This window comes from Parasynechococcus sp., from assembly GCF_045559935.1.
Classification (GTDB): Bacteria; Cyanobacteriota; Cyanobacteriia; order PCC-6307; family Cyanobiaceae; genus Parasynechococcus.
Genome location: NZ_JBJLJL010000008.1, coordinates 423,357 through 439,964, shown reverse-complemented (window position 1 = coordinate 439,964; position 16,608 = coordinate 423,357). Strand labels below are relative to the sequence as shown.

Below are 16,608 nucleotides of genomic sequence, written 5' to 3'. Positions count from 1 at the left end.
TGCCCACCTGAAATGGTGCATGGCTCCGATCGCTGCCTCTGGAGATCACCGCAGGGTGAAGTCGGCAGCGTTCCTGTTCGCCTGCGGCTGCGCCGGCGCAGCACCCCACTGGCTCGATCCGGCCCGGTCTCTCTGGCCGGCGATCAGCCTGGCGCTGATGCTGGGTGGATATGGCCTGCGCACTGTGCTGCAGGGCGAACCCTCCCGTCGGCTCCCGGCCGGCACCCCAGGCGATCTGCCAACCCTTGATGTGGTCGTGGCCGCCCGCGACGAGGAAAGTGTCGTGACCCGCCTGGTGGAGCGTCTGACGGCCCTGCGGTACCCATCCGGACGTCTGTCCACCTGGGTGATCGATGACGGAAGTCTGGATCGCACGCCGCAGCTGCTCGACGACCTCGCCGCCACCCATGCTTCGCTGCGGGTGATCCACCGGCCCCGGGATGCGGGCGGTGGGAAGTCCGGGGCTCTCAACACGGCACTGCAGCAGCTTCGTGGGGAGTGGTTGCTGGTGCTGGATGCGGATGCGCAGCTTCAGGAGGATCTGCTGGAGCATTTGATCCCCTATGCCCTCGACGGTGGCTGGTCCGCTGTTCAGCTGCGCAAGGCCGTGATCGATGCCGATCGCAACTGGCTGACCCGGGCCCAGGCGATGGAAATGGCACTGGATGCCGTCATTCAGCAGGGTCGGCTCTCAGGCGGCGGCGTGGCGGAGCTTCGCGGCAACGGTCAGCTGATCCGCCGCTCGGTGCTGGAGGCGGCCGGGGGATTCAACGAGGACACGGTCACTGACGATCTGGATCTCAGCTTCCGATTGCTCACCCACGGAGCTCTGGTGGGGATTCTCTGGGATCCGCCGGTGCAAGAGGAGGCGGTGCCGGGTCTGGCGGCTCTCTGGAAGCAACGTCAGCGCTGGGCGGAAGGTGGACTGCAGCGCTTCTTCGATTACTGGCCCACGCTCACCTCAGGCCAGCTCAGCCTTCGCCAGCGCTGGGATCTCGCCTGTTTCTTCCTGCTGCAGTACGGCCTACCCGTCGTGTCCTTCGCCGATCTGAGCACCAGCCTGGTGACCCGCACGGCGCCGAGCTACTGGCCGTTGTCCTTTGTGGCCTTCAGCGTGTCGGGGCTGGCTTACTGGCGCGGCTGTCGCATCAGCAGTGAAGGTCCACCGATTCCCTCGGCTGGTCCATTGCAACTGCTTCTGGCCATCTTCTATCTCGCCCACTGGTTCGTCGTGATCCCCTGGGTGGCTCTCAAGATGGCTGTTCTCCCGAAGCGTCTGGTCTGGGCGAAGACCAGTCATGGAGAGCAGGAGCCCGTTCAGGCCTGAGGGTTGTCGACGGGCTGTTCGATGTCGAGCACCTGTCCGTTGAAGAAATCAGCCAGTTGTCGGGCGTTGCGATCGAGTCCGGACGGAAGTTCCGGTGGGGTTTGCGCCGTGGTGGTCGGACCGGCCGGGCTGGATGTGGGTTGCGGAGGAGCTGCTGGCTTGACGGAGACCGTTGGTTCCGGGGCTGGTCGTGACGGTGGAGCGGGTGTTGGAGCCGGACCGGTCGGCTGCGTCACCACCGGAGCAGGCGGAGCGGCGACAACAGGGGCCGTCATCGTGCTGCCCCCGGCTTCCAGCACCAGTTGGCGGTTGCCGCCCAGAGCCGCAGCCACGGCCTTTTCCAGCAGGCTGGCTCGGCTCTGCACCATCCCCATCCAGTTGCCGGCCACCTGCACCACGGCACGGTTGGCATCCAGGCGCACCAGCTGAGCCTGCTGCGAGAGCAGCATGCGGGTTGATGGCAACTCCAGGCTGCCGAGGATCTGCTGCCAGAGCTCGGGCAGGTTGGCGCCGACGGGAGCAGGTTCCGGCGGTGCCGGTGGGCTCACGGAGGGCAGTTCAGGACTCGCTGCCGGTGGAGAGGTCGGGGGAGGTGGGCTGATCGCGGCTGCCACGGGCCTGGTGGCTGGCGCGGCGACAACGGGGTCCTTCGACGATGCCGGCTCTGCCAGAAGCCCCAGCAGCAGCACCTCCAGCCAGAGGCGCGGTTGCACGCTCTGACGCAGCTGCTGTTCCGCCCCACGCAGCTGGTTCTGCCACTGCAGCAGTCGCGGGCGACCGAGGGCCCTGGCCAGATCGGGCAGCTGATCGCGGAACTGGGGCGATACCCCGGTGAGTTCCGGTCGATCCGGTGCGGCAGCCGTCAGCACCAGGTCTCTCAGGATCCCGGCCAGGCCCTGGAGCACTGCTCCAGGATCACGGCCCCTGTCCAGCAGATTGCGGGTCGCCTCCAGCAGTTCCACCGGTGCGGCGGCGGTCATCGCCTTCACCAGCTCAAGCAGCTCCTGTTCAGGGACTGCTCCCAGCAGATCCCATACCGCTGTGGCTTCGATCGGGGGCGGCAGCAGGCTGAGCTGATCCAGCAGGCTCTCGGCATCGCGCAGACCTCCCTGGGCTCGCTGTGCCACCACATGCAGGGCATCCGGGCGGATGTCGATCGCTTCCTGCTGGGCGATCCAGCTCAGATGTGTCTCGAGGGCATCGAGTGGGATCCGCCGGAAATCAAAGCGCTGGCAGCGGCTCAGGATGGTCGGCAGCACCCGCTGCGGGTCTGTCGTCGCCAGGACGAACACCACCTGTGGTGGAGGCTCCTCGAGGGTCTTGAGCAGGGCGTTGAAGGCGGCGGTGGAGAGCATGTGGCACTCGTCCACCACGTACACCTTCCAGCGGGCCTGCACCGGCGCGAAGCGCGAGCGTTCGATCAGCTCCCGGATGTTGTCGACGCCGGTGTTGGAGGCGGCATCGATCTCGATCACATCCAGGGCGGTTCCGGCGGCGATCGTTGTGCACAGCTCGCAGTGCCCGCAGGGCTCCGGTGTCGGCCCGTCGCTGTTGAGGCAATTCAGCGAGCGAGCCAGGATTCTGGCGCTCGAGGTCTTGCCTGTCCCCCTCGGGCCGCTGAACAGATACGCCGGTGCGATCCGGTTGCTGGTGAGGGCATGGCCGAGGGTGGCGGCAATCGCCTCCTGACCCACCAGCTGATCGAAGCGCTGGGGACGATATTTGTGGTGGAGCGGCTGATAGCCCGGACTCATGCGCCGCCGGCGTTGCTGCGAGGGTACTCAGGTGAGCCGGCCTCAGGCAGGGCCGGAGGCTGATCCAGCAGGGCATCAATCCGTTCCTTGAGATCCTCCACCGCGGCCAGTTCATCGGCGAGGCTCTGGCCGGAGAGCAACAGCTGGCGGTTGCTGCCGTCACCGGCCTGCTGCAGCAGGGTCTCCAGGCTGCTGAGAAGCTTCACCCGCAGCTTCTCAAGCTTGGCCACCCCCTGACGGGCCATCCGGCGGGCGTTGTCATCCAGCAGTCCGCGTTGGACCAGGAGCTCAAGTCCGCTCATCAGGGCCGCCGGCATCAGCTGGCTCCAGTGGCGGGCCCGTTCCAGAACCGATTCCACCTGGCCGCTGCGGTGCCGACCGGTTTTGCACCAGGTGGCGAAGTGTTCGCAGTTGTTGAACAGCAGGTTGTAGTTCTGTTCCCCGATCCGGCCCATCGCCCGTCTCAGGGTCACTCCCGATGGTGAGGCTTGCTCGTGTTCGATCACCGCTATGGGCTGCCCCTGGCAGAACTCCTCGACGGGGCTGCGAAGGATTTCGCGGCCCTCGAGGTAATGGGCCACGGTGCCGTCTCCCAGGTCGATGCCGTGATGGTTGAACAGTCCGTGCTGCCGCGGAACCTGCAGGTGGTCTGCGGTGGCCAAGGCGTCAGGCGGTCTTCTGCTGGTCCGCGCCAGGCAGCGGCAGCACCTTGCCCCCGCTGTGCTCTTCGACCATGGCTCGGGTCACGGTGAACGAGGAGACCGACGTCTGGGAGGGCAGGTCGTACATCAGATCGAGCATCAGCTCTTCGACGATGCCGCGCAGAGCCCGGGCGCCGGTCTTGCGGCGATGGGCTTCCTGGGCGATGGCTTCGATCGCTGCAGGCTCGAAGTCCAACTGGACGTTGTCCATGCTCAGCAGCGTGCTGAATTGCTTCACCAGCGCATCGCGGGGCTCGGTGAGGATCGATTCGAGTGCGCTTTCGTCGAGGGGCTCCAGCACGGCACTCACCGGCATCCGGCCGATGAATTCCGGGATCAGCCCGTACTTCACCAGATCATCCGGTTCGAGATGGCGCAGCACCTGGGCCGCCTGCAGGTCCCGGTTGGTGCGGCTGCGGCCGCGGCTGTCGCTGGGCATGAAGCCGATGGCGTTGCGGCCCATCCGCTTCTGCACCACATCGTCAAGGCCGACGAAGGCACCGCCGCAGATGAACAGGATCTGGCTGGTGTCGATCTGGATGCAGTCCTGATAAGGGTGCTTGCGGCCTCCCTGGGGAGGCACGTTCGCCACGGTGCCCTCCAGCATCTTGAGCAGAGCCTGCTGCACCCCTTCTCCGGAGACGTCACGGGTGATCGAAGGGTTCTCGCTCTTGCGGGCGATCTTGTCGATCTCGTCGATGTAGATGATGCCGCGCTGGGCCTGATCCACATCCATGTCGGCCTTCTGCAGCAGCCGCAGCAGGATGTTCTCCACGTCTTCACCGACGTAGCCGGCCTCCGTGAGAGTGGTGGCATCCGCCACGGCAAAGGGCACGTCCAGCAGTTCCGCCAGGGTCTGGGCCAGCAGGGTCTTGCCGCAGCCGGTGGGGCCGATCAGCAGGATGTTGGATTTGTGCAGTCGCGTGGCGGTCTGCTCGGTCTCACCGTTGCCGTCACCCTGCCAGGCCAGGCGTTTGTAGTGGTTGTAAACCGCCACGGAGAGCACTTTCTTGGCGGAGTTCTGACCCACCACCTGCTGATCCAGGAAGGTTTTGATCTCCTGCGGTCTCGGGATCGAGGCCAGGGTCGGAGCCGGCTTGCCGCTCTTGCGCGTGGCGGGAGCGGACTTCCTGTGCTGCTCAGCGCTCTGACGCGCATTGCCCTGGCTGTCCACCAGCTCCTCGTCGAGGATCTCATTGCACAGGTCGATGCATTCGTCGCAGATGTAGACGCCAGGGCCGGCGATCAACTTGCGAACCTGGTCCTGCGACTTCCCGCAGAAGGAACATTTCAGGTGGGCATCGAACTTGGCCATCGAACGCCGTTCACTTCAACGAGGGGTGGTCAGAGCACGACCGGAGGAGGGTCTCCCTGAACACCAAGGATCGTGAGTCGGCGAGGCGCTGTCAGCCCTCCGTAACGATTCCTCCGTCCCTGGAACTGTCCACCACACGGTCGATCAGGCCGTATTCAACCGCGTCTGAGGGTGAAAGGAAGTAGTCCCGGTCGGTGTCTTCGGAGATTTTGTCGAGGGGCTGACCGGTGTGCTCCGCCATCAGTCCGTTGAGGGTCTCCTTGAGGAACAGGATCTCCTTGGCCTGGATCTCGATATCGACGGCCTGTCCCTGGGCTCCCCCCAGAGGCTGGTGAATCATGATCCGGGCGTTCGGCAGGGCGAGGCGTTTGCCCTTGCAGCCGCCGCTGAGCAGGAAGGCGCCCATGCTGGCCGCCAGCCCGTAGCAGATGGTCATCACGTCAGGAGCCACCTGCTGCATCGTGTCGTAGATGGCCAGTCCCGCCGTCACGGAGCCTCCCGGCGAGTTGATGTAGATCTGAATGTCCTTTTCCGGATCCTCGGCTTCCAGAAACAGCATCTGGGCCACGAGGGCATCGGCCACGGCGTCATCAACCCCGGTGCCCAGGAAGATGATCCGCTCGCGCAGCAATCGGGAGTAGATGTCGAAGGCCCTGTCGCCACGGCCGGACTGCTCGACCACGGTCGGTAGAGGACCGGGTGCCGAGATGGGCATTTCGGCCCGCCAGCGGTTCTGGATGGGGTGGTGACTGCGGGCGTCGATCACGCGCTCGTTGCCTGTCTGAGTTGGATCAATCTATGGGCGGTGCTCACGCGTCGGAGTCCGCCTTGGACCCGGACTCGTCGGATGTCTTCTTGCTGGCAGCCTTTTTCTTGCCAGCAGGCTTGGCCTCGGAGGCCTCCGATGGCGTCGTGGCTGCCCGTTCGGTGAGGGTGCTGTTCTCCTCCAGCCAGCTCATCAGCTGCTCCTGGATCAGGTCATCCATCACGGCCTGACGCAGACGTTGCGGATCGATCTTGGCGTCAGCCGAGAGTTCCTTTCTCACCTCCTCGAGCTTGGCTTCCACAGCCGGCTCATCAACCTTGATGCCTTCCGCTTCAGCCAGTGCGGTGAGGGCGAAGCTGCGGCGCAGACGCTCCTCGGCCTCCGGTCTGGACCTCTGCATCAGATTGCGCACAAGCTCGGGTGTGAACAGTGATTTCACATCCATGCCCTGCTGTGCGAACTGAGCAGCGGTCTGCTCCAGGAGATTGCGGCTCTCCTGCTGGATCAGTGCTTCCGGAAGCTCCACCTCCAGCTGCTCCACCAGGGCCCCGACCAGGGCATCGCGGCGGTTGCTGGTCTGACGACGCTCGGCGTCATCCTTCAATCGCTGTTCGAGGTCTTTGCGCAGATCGGCCAGGGTGTCTTGTTCGCTGGCCTGTTGGGCGAAGGCGTCGTCGAGCGCCGGCAGTTCGCGGGTTTTGAGATCCTTCAGCTCGATCTCGAAGGACGCTTTGCGGCCGCGGGCGTCGTCCTTGGGGTAGTCCTCCGGGAACTGGCAGTCAACGGTTTTCGTCTCGCCGATGCTCATGCCGATCACCCCTTCGATGAAGCCGGGGATCATGCGGCCGTGCTCCAGGTCCACATCCATCGAGTCGGCACTGCCCCCCTCGATGTCACTGCCGTCGTCGCTGTAGGTGCCCTTGAAGCCCAGCACGGCGATATCGCCCTTGGCGGCGGACCGGTCCTCCACAGGCACCACGGTGGCCAGCTGCTTGCGCGAGTCCTCGAGCATGTCGTCGATCTTCGAGGCCTCGTAGGCCACCGGTTCGAATTCCGCTGTCAGCCCTCGGGTGGTTTTCAGCTTCGGTGTTGGGGCCACATCCGCTTCCAGGGTGATGGTCAACTCCGAACCGGGTTCGAACGTCGCCAGCAGACCCTCGAAGCCGCCACTCAAATCCGGCTGGCTGAGCGGTTCCAGAGCTTCCTGCTTGATCGCCTCGCGCCAGACCGTGTCCACAAGGCTTTCCAGCGCTGTGGCCTTGATGCGAACCGCTCCAAGCTGCTGCATCACGACCGTGCGGGGAACCTTGCCCTTGCGAAAGCCCGGCAGGTTGATGTTGCGACTGAGGCTGCTGATCGCCTCCTCGTAGCTGGCCTTGCTGCGCTCCCCCGGCACCGTGACCTTCACCGACAGTCGACTGCCCGGTTTGGATTCGGTGCTCACCTTCAGGGCTGCTGCGCTCATGGCGGGTCGGTTGGATCACAGGGCAGCCCATCACTTTAAGAAATGGTTGGCCACGCCACTCCCCAGTAGGGTGGGGCCATCGCTGAACCGGACGCGCCAGCCCCCTGCAATGCGGCGCGCCATCCGGCACTTCTTCGGCCCGCTTTCTGTTCAGACCAGACCGCACGCTTGCCTCCATCCCTTCCAGATCGACCCCTGAACGTTGCTGTTCTCGGCGCTAGCGGCGCCGTCGGGCAGGAGCTTCTGATTCTTCTCGAGGAGCGTGGATTTCCTGTCGCCGAGTTGAAACTTCTGGCTTCAGCCCGCTCCGCCGGTCAGACCCAGACCTGGAACGGCCGCTCCCTCACCGTGCAGGAAGTCGATGCCTCCAGTTTCGAGGGCATCGATCTGGTGCTGGCCTCCGCCGGTGGATCGATTTCCCGTCAATGGCGTGACGCGATCACGGCGGCCGGCGCGGTGATGGTGGACAACTCCAGCGCCTTCCGCATGGAGGAGGGGGTCCCCCTGGTGGTTCCGGAAGTGAATCCCGATGCGGCGTTCCTGCATCAGGGCGTGATCGCCAACCCCAACTGCACCACGATTCTGCTCACGCTTGCCCTGGCGCCTCTGGCGGCGCATCAGCCGATGCGACGGGTGCTCGTCAGCACCTATCAATCCGCCAGCGGTGCAGGAGCCCGGGCGATGGAGGAACTCAAAACCCTTTCGCAGACCGTTCTGGATGGAGGAACTCCCACCAGTGAGGTGCTCCCTCATTCCCTGGCCTTCAATCTGTTTCTCCACAACTCACCTCTGCAGGAGAACAGTTACTGCGAGGAGGAGATGAAAATGGTGAATGAAACCCGGAAGATCATGGGTCTGCCGGATCTGCGCTTCTCGGCCACCTGTGTGCGGGTGCCCGTGCTCCGGGCCCATTCCGAAGCGGTGAACATCGAGTTCGAGCAACCGTTCCCGGTGGAAACCGCTCGTTCCCTGCTGGGGAAGGCGCCCGGTGTGGAGCTGATCGAGGATCACGGCTGCAACCGCTTCCCGATGCCGACGGACGTGACCGGGCGCGATCCCGTCGCCATCGGTCGCATCCGCCAGGACATCAGTGACCCCAACGCTCTGGAGCTCTGGCTCTGCGGTGATCAGATCCGCAAGGGTGCTGCGCTGAATGCCATTCAGATCGCTGAGCTGCTGGTGCGGTCATGAGTTCCTCCGCTGAACGATCCCCCACTCCCTTCGGCCGTCTGGTCACGGCGATGGTCACCCCCTTCGATGGGGCGGGAGCCGTTGATCTGGCGCTGGCCGGCCGTCTTGCCCGTCATCTCGTGGATGAGGGGTCCGATGGCCTTGTGGTGTGCGGCACCACCGGTGAGTCACCCACCCTCAGCTGGCAGGAACAGCGGCAACTGCTGGAAGCCGTGCGGCAGGCGGTGGGTCCTGGAGTGAAGGTGCTGGCGGGCACCGGCAGCAACAGCACCGCCGAAGCGGTGACGGCCACCCGCGAGGCTGCCGAGGCCGGAGCGGACGGTGCTCTCGTGGTGGCGCCCTACTACAACAAGCCGCCTCAGGATGGATTGGAGGCTCATTTCCGGGCTGTTTCGGCTGCAGCACCGGATCTGCCCCTGATGCTTTACAACATTCCCGGTCGGACCGGTTGCAGCCTTCAACCCGCCACGGCGGCTCGGTTGATGGACTGCCCCAACATCACCAGTTTCAAGGCGGCCAGCGGCACCACGGAGGAGGTCACGCAGCTGCGTCTGGCCTGTGGTCCGCGCCTGGCGATCTACAGCGGCGACGATGGCCTCACCCTGCCGATGCTCGCCGTGGGCGCCGTCGGTGTGGTGAGCGTGGCAAGCCACATCGCAGGGCGTCGCATCCGCGCCATGATCGAAGCTCACCTCAGTGGTCAGGGAGCGATAGCGCTCGGCCACCACGAACAGTTGCAGCCCCTCTTCAAGGCCCTGTTTGCCACCACCAATCCGATCCCGGTGAAAGCAGCTCTCCAGCTCAGCGGCTTCCCCGTCGGCGATCCCCGTCTTCCCCTCAACCCTCTGCCTGACGCCATGCGAGATGCCCTGTCCCAGATCCTGTCCGCCCTACGCCAGACCTAGGTCCGGTTCAAAGGCTTACGCACACAAGTTCTCTTTCGTTCCCTTTTTTCCATGACCAACAGTTCCAGATCCGCGAAAGGCCAGGAGCCCTGCCTGCGGGTGATCCCCCTCGGCGGCCTGCACGAGATCGGCAAGAACACCTGTGTGTTCGAGTACGGCGATGACCTGATGCTGGTGGATGCCGGCCTCGCTTTCCCCAGCGACGGCATGCATGGCGTGAATGTGGTGCTGCCTGACACCAGCTTCCTGCGCGAGAACCAGAAGCGGATCCGGGGCATGATCGTCACCCATGGGCATGAGGACCACATCGGTGGCATCTCCCATCACCTCAAGCACTTCAACATTCCGGTGATCTACGGGCCGCGCCTGGCCCTGTCGATGCTCACCGGAAAGATGGAAGAGGCGGGCGTCACCGACCGCACCACGCTGCAGACCGTCACCCCGCGGGAAGTGGTGAAGGTGGGTCAGCACTTCTCGGTGGAATTCATCCGCAACACCCACTCGATGGCCGACAGCTATTCGCTGGCCATCACCACTCCGGTGGGCACGATCATCTTCACCGGCGACTTCAAGTTCGATCACACACCGGTGGATGGCGAATTCTTCGACATCGCCCGCCTGGCACACCACGGTGAACAGGGTGTTCTCTGCCTGTTCAGCGATTCAACCAACGCAGAGGTGCCGGGTTTCTGCCCGCCGGAGCGTTCGGTGTTCCCCAACCTCGATCGCCACATGGCCAGTGCCGAGGGGCGAGTGATCATCACCACCTTCGCCAGTTCGATCCACCGGGTTTCGATGATCCTCGAACTGGCTCTCAAGAACGGCCGCAAGGTTGGCCTGCTCGGGCGTTCCATGCTCAACGTGATCGCCAAGGCCCGCGAGCTCGGCTACATGCGTGCTCCGGATGATCTGTTCGTGCCGATCAAGCAGATCAATGATGTGCCCGATCGCGAGACGCTGCTGCTGATGACCGGCAGTCAGGGTGAGCCGCTGGCCGCTCTGAGCCGCATCTCCCGTGGGGAGCATCCCCAGGTGAAGGTGAAGCCCAGCGACACGATCATCTTCTCCGCCAGCCCGATCCCTGGAAACACGATTTCCGTGGTCAACACGATCGACCGCCTGATGATGCTCGGGGCCAAGGTCGTTTACGGCAAGGGCGAAGGCATCCATGTGTCCGGTCACGGCTTCCAGGAGGACCAGAAGCTGATGCTGGCCCTGACCAAACCGAAGTTCTTCGTGCCTGTGCACGGCGAGCACCGCATGCTTGTTCAGCACGCCAAGACCGGTCACTCCATGGGTGTGCCGGAGAACAACACGCTGATCATCGACAACGGTGATGTGGTTGAGCTCACTCCGGATTCGATCCGCAAGGGGGATCCGGTGAAGGCCGGCATCGAGCTGCTCGATCAATCCCGCAACGGCATCGTCGACGCCAGGGTGCTGAAGGAGCGTCAGCAGCTGGCGGAGGACGGCATCATCACGATCCTCGCGGCCATCAGCACCGACGGTCAGATGGTGGCGCCGCCTCGGGTCAACCTGCGCGGTGTGGTCACGACCGCCGATGCCCGCAAGATGTCGATGTGGACCGAGCGCGAGATCACCTGGGTGCTCGAGAACAAGTGGAAGCAGCTCTGCCGCAACACCGGCGGCAAGGCACCGGAAGTGGACTGGATGGGTGTGCAGCGGGAAGTGGAAGTGGGCCTCGGCCGGCGCATGCGCCGTGAGCTGCAGGTGGAGCCGCTGATTCTCTGCCTGGTGCAGCCGGCTCCTTCCGGAACGCCTGCCTACAAGTCGAAGGCGATGGAGGAGAAGGACGACCGTCCCGCTTCCCGTGGTCGCGCAGGGCGCCCCGCCAGTGCCAGCAATGGCCGTCGTGATCCTGCGCCAGCGCCCGTCAAGGTGGCTCCCACCGCGGCCAAGGCGGCAGTTGCCGAGAAGGTGGAGCCCAAGGTGGAGCCGGAACCGGAGATTCCTGCTGGCCGCACCCGTCGCCGTCGTTCAGCGGCGGTCTGAACGCCTCAGCTGTCGTCGTAGCCGCTGGAGCAGAGAGGCTGATGCACTGTCATCGGCTCTCTGCTCAGGGTCTGCCTCCTGCATGGCGTCCAGCCGAACTCTCAGCAGGGCGCCGCTCAGCACCTGCTCAGGGTCGCTGGTTTCAGCCTCTTCCTGCTCAGTCTCTTCCTGCTCAGCCTCTGCGGGACTTTCCTGGGTTTGGAAGTGTTCCTGGGCTTGGAGAGGTTCCTGGCTTGGTGTTGGCGTCGGACTTGGTTCAGGCTCCGGCTCCGCAGGCGACGGTGCATCCAGCCAAGGCATGGCGGTGGGCCGCGCTTGTTGTTGCTGTGCGGATGGTGCTGCTGCCGAGCCGGAATTGACGAACGGATCCTGCAGCAGGTCCGGCCGCTGCGCTTCGCCGGGCTGCTGTGCCTGACAACGGTTCAGCCCCTGACGGGCGAGTTCCGCCAGCGTCTCCTGGGGATCACTGTCCAGAACCAGTTGATAGAAGCCCGCTGCCGGGTCGGGCTGCTGCTGTCCGTACAGCGTGATGTGGCCCAGCAACAGGCCGACGATGGCCCGCCAGCCCAGTTTCGCTGCGCGGGTTTCGGGCGAGTCCGGGGTGGCTTCCAGCTGCTGGAGCAGAGTCGTGGCCAGCGTGTCGGCATCGGTATACCGCCCTTCCCCGTACGCCTGTTCGGCTGCCTGGTATCGCTGCTGGAAATCGCCGTCCATCAGTCGCTTGTCCAGGGGTGAGGCGGTTCCCTGCGCCTGATGATGCTTCCCGCCGCCCAGCTCGAATCCGGCGTGGACCGCCTTCAGAGCAGCCACGCCGGCAGCGTCCGCCACGAGGCAGCTGGTGCGGATCTCGCTGGTGGCGATCAGGGCGATGTTGATGTCGGCTTCCGCCAGGGCCCGGAACATGCGGCCCGCGGTTCCGGCGGTGGCCGGCATGCCGGCCCCGACAGCGCTCACCCGGGCAATCGCGGGCCCTTCCTCCAAGGCGGCTCCAGGCCACTGCGCCAGCAGGGGGGCCAGGGCGACATCAGCTCGGTCCCGGTCCTCCTTGCGCAGGATGAAGCTGATGTCCCGCGACCCATCACCGTGCTGCCGCTCGGACTGGACGATCGCATCAAGACTGATGCCGGCTTCGGCCAGGGCTGAACAGAGGGCTGCCGCCGTCCCCGGACGGTCCGGCACGTGCCGCACACTCAGCTGCGCCTGATCCCGGTCGAGGGCGACCCCTCGTACCTCCGGTTCGCCCCTGTCGCAGACGGATGGATTCAGCTGAACCTGTGCATCCTGCACTTCGAAGGCCTCGCGCACGGCCTGCAGCGCCTTGCGTCCGTTCGCGGCGTCAATCACGCAGCTCACCTTCACTTCGCTGGTGGCGATCAGCCGCAGGTTGATGCCTTGCTGCGACAGACAGGTGAACAGTCCGGCGGCGATGCCGGGGCGCCCCATCATCCCCGCGCCGCTGATGCTCAGCTTGGTCATGCCTCCTTCGGCCGAGAGATCGCCCCCGAGGCTCTGAAGCAGTCCGGCACAGACGTCCTTGGCCCGCTCCAGATCCGCTTCCGCCACGGTGAAGGTGATGTCGTTGCTGCTGCCCTCATGGGTCGACTGGATGATCAGATCAACGTTGATGTCCGCCCCGGACAGCGTCTCGAACAGACGGGCGGCGATGCCGGGTTGATCGGGAATTCTTGAAAGCCCCAGCACCGCCTGCTGATCCAGCTGTTCCACGCCGTCCACGGGACTGCCGAGCTCGAGGCCGTCCCGGCCGATCGGGCGGCGACTGCGGCTGGTGAGCCGTGTGCCTGGAGCGTCGCTCCAGCTGGAGCGCACCACCAGGGGAACCCCGTAGTTGCGTGCGATCTCCACCGCCCGGGGATGCAGCACAGACGCTCCCAGGCTGGCGAGTTCCAGCATCTCGTCACAGCTGATCTCGGTCATCAGCTGGGCATCGGTCACCTTGCGCGGATCCGTGGTCAGCACACCCGGCACATCGGTGTAGATCTCGCAGGCGTCGGCGCCGAGCGCCGCGGCAAGAGCAACGGCCGAGGTGTCCGATCCGCCGCGGCCCAGGGTGGTGATCTCCGCGATTCCGCCGCTGCCGCTGCTGGTGCCTTGAAACCCGGCCACCACCACGACGGAGCCGTCCGCCAGGCGACCCTGCACCCGGTCGGTGCGGATCTCGAGGATGCGCGCACGGCCGTGGGTGGATTCGGTGACGATGCCGACCTGCGGGCCGGTCATCGACACAGCGCTCACCCCAAGAGCGTTCAGAGCCATCGCCAGCAGTGCGATCGACACCTGCTCGCCGCTGGCCAGCAGCATGTCCATCTCCCGTCGCGGCGGGTCGGCGTTGATCGCTGCCGCCAGCCCGGTGAGTTCGTCGGTGGTGTGCCCCATGGCGGAGACCACCACGACCACGTCGTGGCCTTCCTCCCGGCAGCGGGCGATGCGCTGAGCCACGGCCTGGATGCGCTCGACGCTGCCGACGGAGGTGCCGCCGAACTTCTGCACCAACAGGGCCATGCGCGGGATCCCAGTAACGCTGGAGTTTCTCACCCCAGCAGGCCGTCGCGGAAGGCATCCTCCGGTGGCGATCCCCGCTTCAGTCGTGCCTCCACCTCCAGCAGGCGTCCCAGCAGGGAGAGAAACCGCTTGGCAGGCCGCCCCTGCAGCTGTTTGCGCATCACATAGATGCGCTTCGGGTTGCCGATGCCGGCGGCCTTGGCGATCACCGCCACATCCCGCTCTCCCTGCTGCTCCAGCAGGCTCACCCAAAGCCAGCCACGGATCTGCCCGGTGAGGGTGGCGACGATGCGCAGGGCCGGTTCACCGGCATCGATCAGGGCATCCCAACGGGCGATCGCCTCGCCCGCATTCCCCTCCAGCAGCGCATCCCCCACCTGCAGAGCGTTGGTGGCCAGACCGCCCACCAGCTCCTCCACGAGCGCTGCGTTGATGGTGGTGGCCCGCAGCGACAGCTTGCGCAGTTCCGATTCCAGGCGGGCGCTGTCGTTGCCGATCGCTTCCACAAGAGGGTCGATGGCATCGCGTTCCAGTTGCAGTCCAAGGGCATCGGCGGTGCGTTCCACCAGCTGGCGCAGACCGGCGCCGTCCCAGACCGCCGGCAGTTGAAAGCGTTGCTCATGGTCCAGTCCCTGCTTGATCCGCTTCTGCAGCGCCTTGGTGGTGCGCAGGCGGCCATCCGGTTTGGCGGGGTTCACCAACACCAGATGGGCGTCGTCCGCCAGCAGCTCCAGGGAGGCTTCGAAGCGATCCGCCAGCTCCGTGGGGCAGGCGTTGCAGAACGGACTGCGCTGCAGCAGCACCACGCGGCCGCCACTGGCGAACGGCGGCGTGCGGGCCTCCTCCAGGGCCTGAGCCGCCTGCCCGGCTTCGGCACCGTCGAGGCGGCTGAGGTTGATGCTGCTCCAGGCGGGGTCCACCAGCGTTTTGATCAGCGCATCGATGGCCCGGTCCCGTGCCGCGGCGTCATCTCCCCAGATCAAATGAATGGGCATGCGCTGATGATGGCGTTGATGGCCCAGGACCACCCGATCTTCACCGAAAGCATCCGGCGCATCCGTGCTCTGCTGGGCAACACCGGACTTGATCCACTGCAGCAGCAGGTGCTGGAACGTCTGGTGCACAGCAGCGGCGATCCAGGGCTGGCCCCTCTGCTGCGGTTCAGCCCCGGCGCCTGCGAGCGGGGGGTGGAGGCGCTGCGGCGTGGCGCGGCGATCCTCACCGACACAGCGATGGCGGCCGCGGCGGTGGCACCGATGGCCGGCCGCACTCTGGGCACGCCGGTGCACTGTGTTCTGGACTGGGCCCCAGACCAGGCGCCCGCGGGTTCGACCCGCACGGCGGCCGGCATGGCTCTCGCCTGGAGGGAGCTGAGTGCCGTCGCCCCGGCACCGCTGGTGCTGATCGGCAGTGCGCCGACGGCCCTGGAGCTGCTGCTGGATCAGGTGGCGGCTGGCCAGCCAGCCCCGAGTCTGGTGATCGGCATGCCTGTGGGCTTCGTTGGCGTTGAGGACAGCAAGCGTCATCTGGCCTGCAGTGATCTGCCCCAGATCCGGCTCGACAGCAGCCGCGGCGGAGCGGGTCTGGTGGGGGCGGCCGTCAACGCGCTGCTGCGGGCGGCAGCAGCGTCAGATCATTCCCCTGCCAGCTGAGGCGCCAGCCCCCGGGCAGATCACAGCCGCCGCCGGCGGCACCGAGCGCGAGTCGCCGGCTCAGCTCCTCCAGCAGTTCGGCATCGCAGCCCGTCACCCCTTGCTGGTCCAGCCAGAGGGCCAGCAGCTGTCGTCGGCTGGCACCGCTCAGACGACCGAGGCCGCGGCGGTCCAGACCATCGGGGCGTTGCAGGTGCTGCAGCGCCAGCTCCGCCAGTTCCTGGCGGGTGTCCTGCACCTGGGACAGTCGCTCCGCCAGATCCGCCATCCGCCGCTCCGCCCCGGGATGCAGGGCCTCCAGCACCGGCAGGAGCTCCAGGCGGACCCTGTTGCGGGCGTAGGCGGGGTCTGCATTGCTGGGGTCGAGCCACAGCGGCAGCGTCAGGTCGCGGCAGATGGCGCCGGTGTCATGGCGGCTGAAGCTCAGCAGCGGCCGCCGCAGCCAGGGCCCCTCGGGTGCGGCGGCCGAGAGGGGCCGCAGCGGCCGCAGGCTGCCGAGGCCGGCCAGGTCGGTTCCGCGGGCCATCTGCAGCAGCAGGGTTTCGGCCCGGTCGGTGGCCGTGTGGCCGGTGACCACATCGCGTTGTTCGGCGCTGGCCTGCTCCATCAGGCAGGTGTAACGCCAGCTCCGGGCAGCGGCTTCGCTGGCGACTGCGGTGGGCTCCGCCCGTTCGATCCGGATCGCCAGCTGATGGCTGCGGGCCCAGTCGCTGAGTTCCGTTGCGATCCGCCCGGAGTCCGGATGCCAGCCGTGGTCGCCATGCCAGAGCGTCAGGTCCCACCGGTGCAACGGCACCAGCTCCGTCAGCAGGGCACAGAGCGCCATCGAATCCTGGCCGCCGGAGATCGCCAGCAGCAGTCGGCTTCCGCTGGGCAGCAAGGCCGGCTGCTGCAGCAAGCGGCGATGCAGTCGATCGTGCCAGGGAGTCCAGCTCACGGTCTTAGCTCACGGTGGCGGACAGGGTTCCTCCACGGTGTGAGAATCAACGGATCGCTGTC

At 65.9% G+C, this 16,608-nt stretch carries 12 protein-coding genes and 1 pseudogene; 5 read left to right on the top strand and 8 right to left on the bottom strand.

Translation table 11 applies throughout. The features are described 5' to 3' along the window. Positions 1 to 19: 19 nt before the first annotated feature. Complete coding sequence (locus ACJ0G7_RS06810) at positions 20 to 1,327, top strand: glycosyltransferase (protein WP_407395508.1); 1,308 nt, start codon at positions 20 to 22, stop codon at positions 1,325 to 1,327. On the opposite strand, the gene ACJ0G7_RS06805 is transcribed toward ACJ0G7_RS06810, so the two are convergent. From ACJ0G7_RS06805 to tig, 5 genes are all read right to left on the bottom strand, one after another. Further along, positions 1,318 to 3,081, bottom strand: coding sequence for a DNA polymerase III subunit gamma/tau (locus ACJ0G7_RS06805; protein WP_043694076.1), 1,764 nt, complete (start codon positions 3,079 to 3,081; stop codon positions 1,318 to 1,320). The two genes, ACJ0G7_RS06810 and ACJ0G7_RS06805, sit on opposite strands and share 10 nt — an antisense overlap. After that, the gene (locus ACJ0G7_RS06800; protein ID WP_407395507.1) at positions 3,078 to 3,743 is read right to left on the bottom strand and encodes a lecithin retinol acyltransferase family protein; all 666 of its coding nucleotides are present in this window, start codon (positions 3,741 to 3,743) and stop codon (positions 3,078 to 3,080) included. The genes ACJ0G7_RS06805 and ACJ0G7_RS06800 overlap by 4 nt, the downstream gene beginning before the upstream one ends. Positions 3,744 to 3,747: 4 nt before the next feature. Then, a complete protein-coding gene (gene clpX / locus ACJ0G7_RS06795; RefSeq protein WP_043694082.1) occupies positions 3,748 to 5,097 on the bottom strand; it encodes an ATP-dependent protease ATP-binding subunit ClpX in 1,350 nt (449 codons plus the stop codon). 91 nt (positions 5,098 to 5,188) lie between these two features. Then, positions 5,189 to 5,863 carry an ATP-dependent Clp endopeptidase proteolytic subunit ClpP gene (gene clpP, locus ACJ0G7_RS06790; protein ID WP_043694085.1) on the bottom strand — a complete coding sequence of 225 codons (675 nt, stop codon included), beginning with the start codon at positions 5,861 to 5,863 and terminating at the stop codon, positions 5,189 to 5,191. 43 nt (positions 5,864 to 5,906) lie between these two features. Continuing rightward, on the bottom strand, positions 5,907 to 7,328 hold the full coding sequence (tig, locus tag ACJ0G7_RS06785; protein WP_407395506.1) for a trigger factor: 1,422 nt from the start codon (positions 7,326 to 7,328) through the stop codon (positions 5,907 to 5,909). A gap of 168 nt (positions 7,329 to 7,496) precedes the next feature. On the opposite strand from tig, the gene ACJ0G7_RS06780 reads away from it, so the two are divergent. Genes ACJ0G7_RS06780 through ACJ0G7_RS06770 form a run of 3 tightly spaced genes read left to right on the top strand, consistent with a single transcriptional unit; the run spans position 7,497 to position 11,437 of the window. Then, positions 7,497 to 8,519 carry an aspartate-semialdehyde dehydrogenase gene (locus tag ACJ0G7_RS06780; RefSeq protein WP_407395505.1) on the top strand — a complete coding sequence of 341 codons (1,023 nt, stop codon included), beginning with the start codon at positions 7,497 to 7,499 and terminating at the stop codon, positions 8,517 to 8,519. Continuing rightward, on the top strand, positions 8,516 to 9,424 hold the full coding sequence (gene dapA / locus ACJ0G7_RS06775) for a 4-hydroxy-tetrahydrodipicolinate synthase (protein WP_407395504.1): 909 nt from the start codon (positions 8,516 to 8,518) through the stop codon (positions 9,422 to 9,424). The genes ACJ0G7_RS06780 and dapA overlap by 4 nt, the downstream gene beginning before the upstream one ends. A 51-nt stretch (positions 9,425 to 9,475) precedes the next feature. Beyond that, on the top strand, positions 9,476 to 11,437 hold the full coding sequence (locus ACJ0G7_RS06770) for a ribonuclease J (RefSeq protein ID WP_407395503.1): 1,962 nt from the start codon (positions 9,476 to 9,478) through the stop codon (positions 11,435 to 11,437). Positions 11,438 to 12,160: 723 nt separating this feature from the next. On the opposite strand, the pseudogene ACJ0G7_RS06765 reads toward ACJ0G7_RS06770, so the two are convergent. Both ACJ0G7_RS06765 and holA read right to left on the bottom strand, forming a co-directional pair. Next, positions 12,161 to 13,957 (bottom strand): annotated as a pseudogene (locus ACJ0G7_RS06765) (aspartate kinase); the annotation flags it as partial. A gap of 29 nt (positions 13,958 to 13,986) precedes the next feature. Then, positions 13,987 to 14,952: a DNA polymerase III subunit delta gene (gene holA, locus ACJ0G7_RS06760; protein ID WP_407395502.1), complete on the bottom strand. Its 966-nt coding sequence runs from the start codon at positions 14,950 to 14,952 to the stop codon at positions 13,987 to 13,989. 9 nt (positions 14,953 to 14,961) lie between these two features. Between holA and ACJ0G7_RS06755 the strand changes: the two genes are divergently transcribed. Next, positions 14,962 to 15,609, top strand: a complete 648-nt coding sequence (locus ACJ0G7_RS06755) for a precorrin-8X methylmutase (protein ID WP_043697183.1) — start codon at positions 14,962 to 14,964, stop codon at positions 15,607 to 15,609. On the opposite strand, the gene tilS is transcribed toward ACJ0G7_RS06755, so the two are convergent. After that, complete coding sequence (gene tilS / locus ACJ0G7_RS06750; RefSeq protein WP_407395501.1) at positions 15,557 to 16,546, bottom strand: tRNA lysidine(34) synthetase TilS; 990 nt, start codon at positions 16,544 to 16,546, stop codon at positions 15,557 to 15,559. The two genes, ACJ0G7_RS06755 and tilS, sit on opposite strands and share 53 nt — an antisense overlap. Positions 16,547 to 16,608: the final 62 nt, after the last annotated feature.

Coding starts and splice junctions, on each gene's coding strand:
- ACJ0G7_RS06810 (WP_407395508.1), top strand. CDS start 20: ATGGCTCCGATCGCTGCCTCTGGAGATCACCGCAGGGTGAAGTCGGCA.
- ACJ0G7_RS06805 (WP_043694076.1), bottom strand. CDS start 3,081: ATGAGTCCGGGCTATCAGCCGCTCCACCACAAATATCGTCCCCAGCGC.
- clpX (WP_043694082.1), bottom strand. CDS start 5,097: ATGGCCAAGTTCGATGCCCACCTGAAATGTTCCTTCTGCGGGAAGTCG.
- tig (WP_407395506.1), bottom strand. CDS start 7,328: ATGAGCGCAGCAGCCCTGAAGGTGAGCACCGAATCCAAACCGGGCAGT.
- dapA (WP_407395504.1), top strand. CDS start 8,516: ATGAGTTCCTCCGCTGAACGATCCCCCACTCCCTTCGGCCGTCTGGTC.
- ACJ0G7_RS06770 (WP_407395503.1), top strand. CDS start 9,476: ATGACCAACAGTTCCAGATCCGCGAAAGGCCAGGAGCCCTGCCTGCGG.
- holA (WP_407395502.1), bottom strand. CDS start 14,952: ATGCCCATTCATTTGATCTGGGGAGATGACGCCGCGGCACGGGACCGG.
- ACJ0G7_RS06755 (WP_043697183.1), top strand. CDS start 14,962: ATGGCGTTGATGGCCCAGGACCACCCGATCTTCACCGAAAGCATCCGG.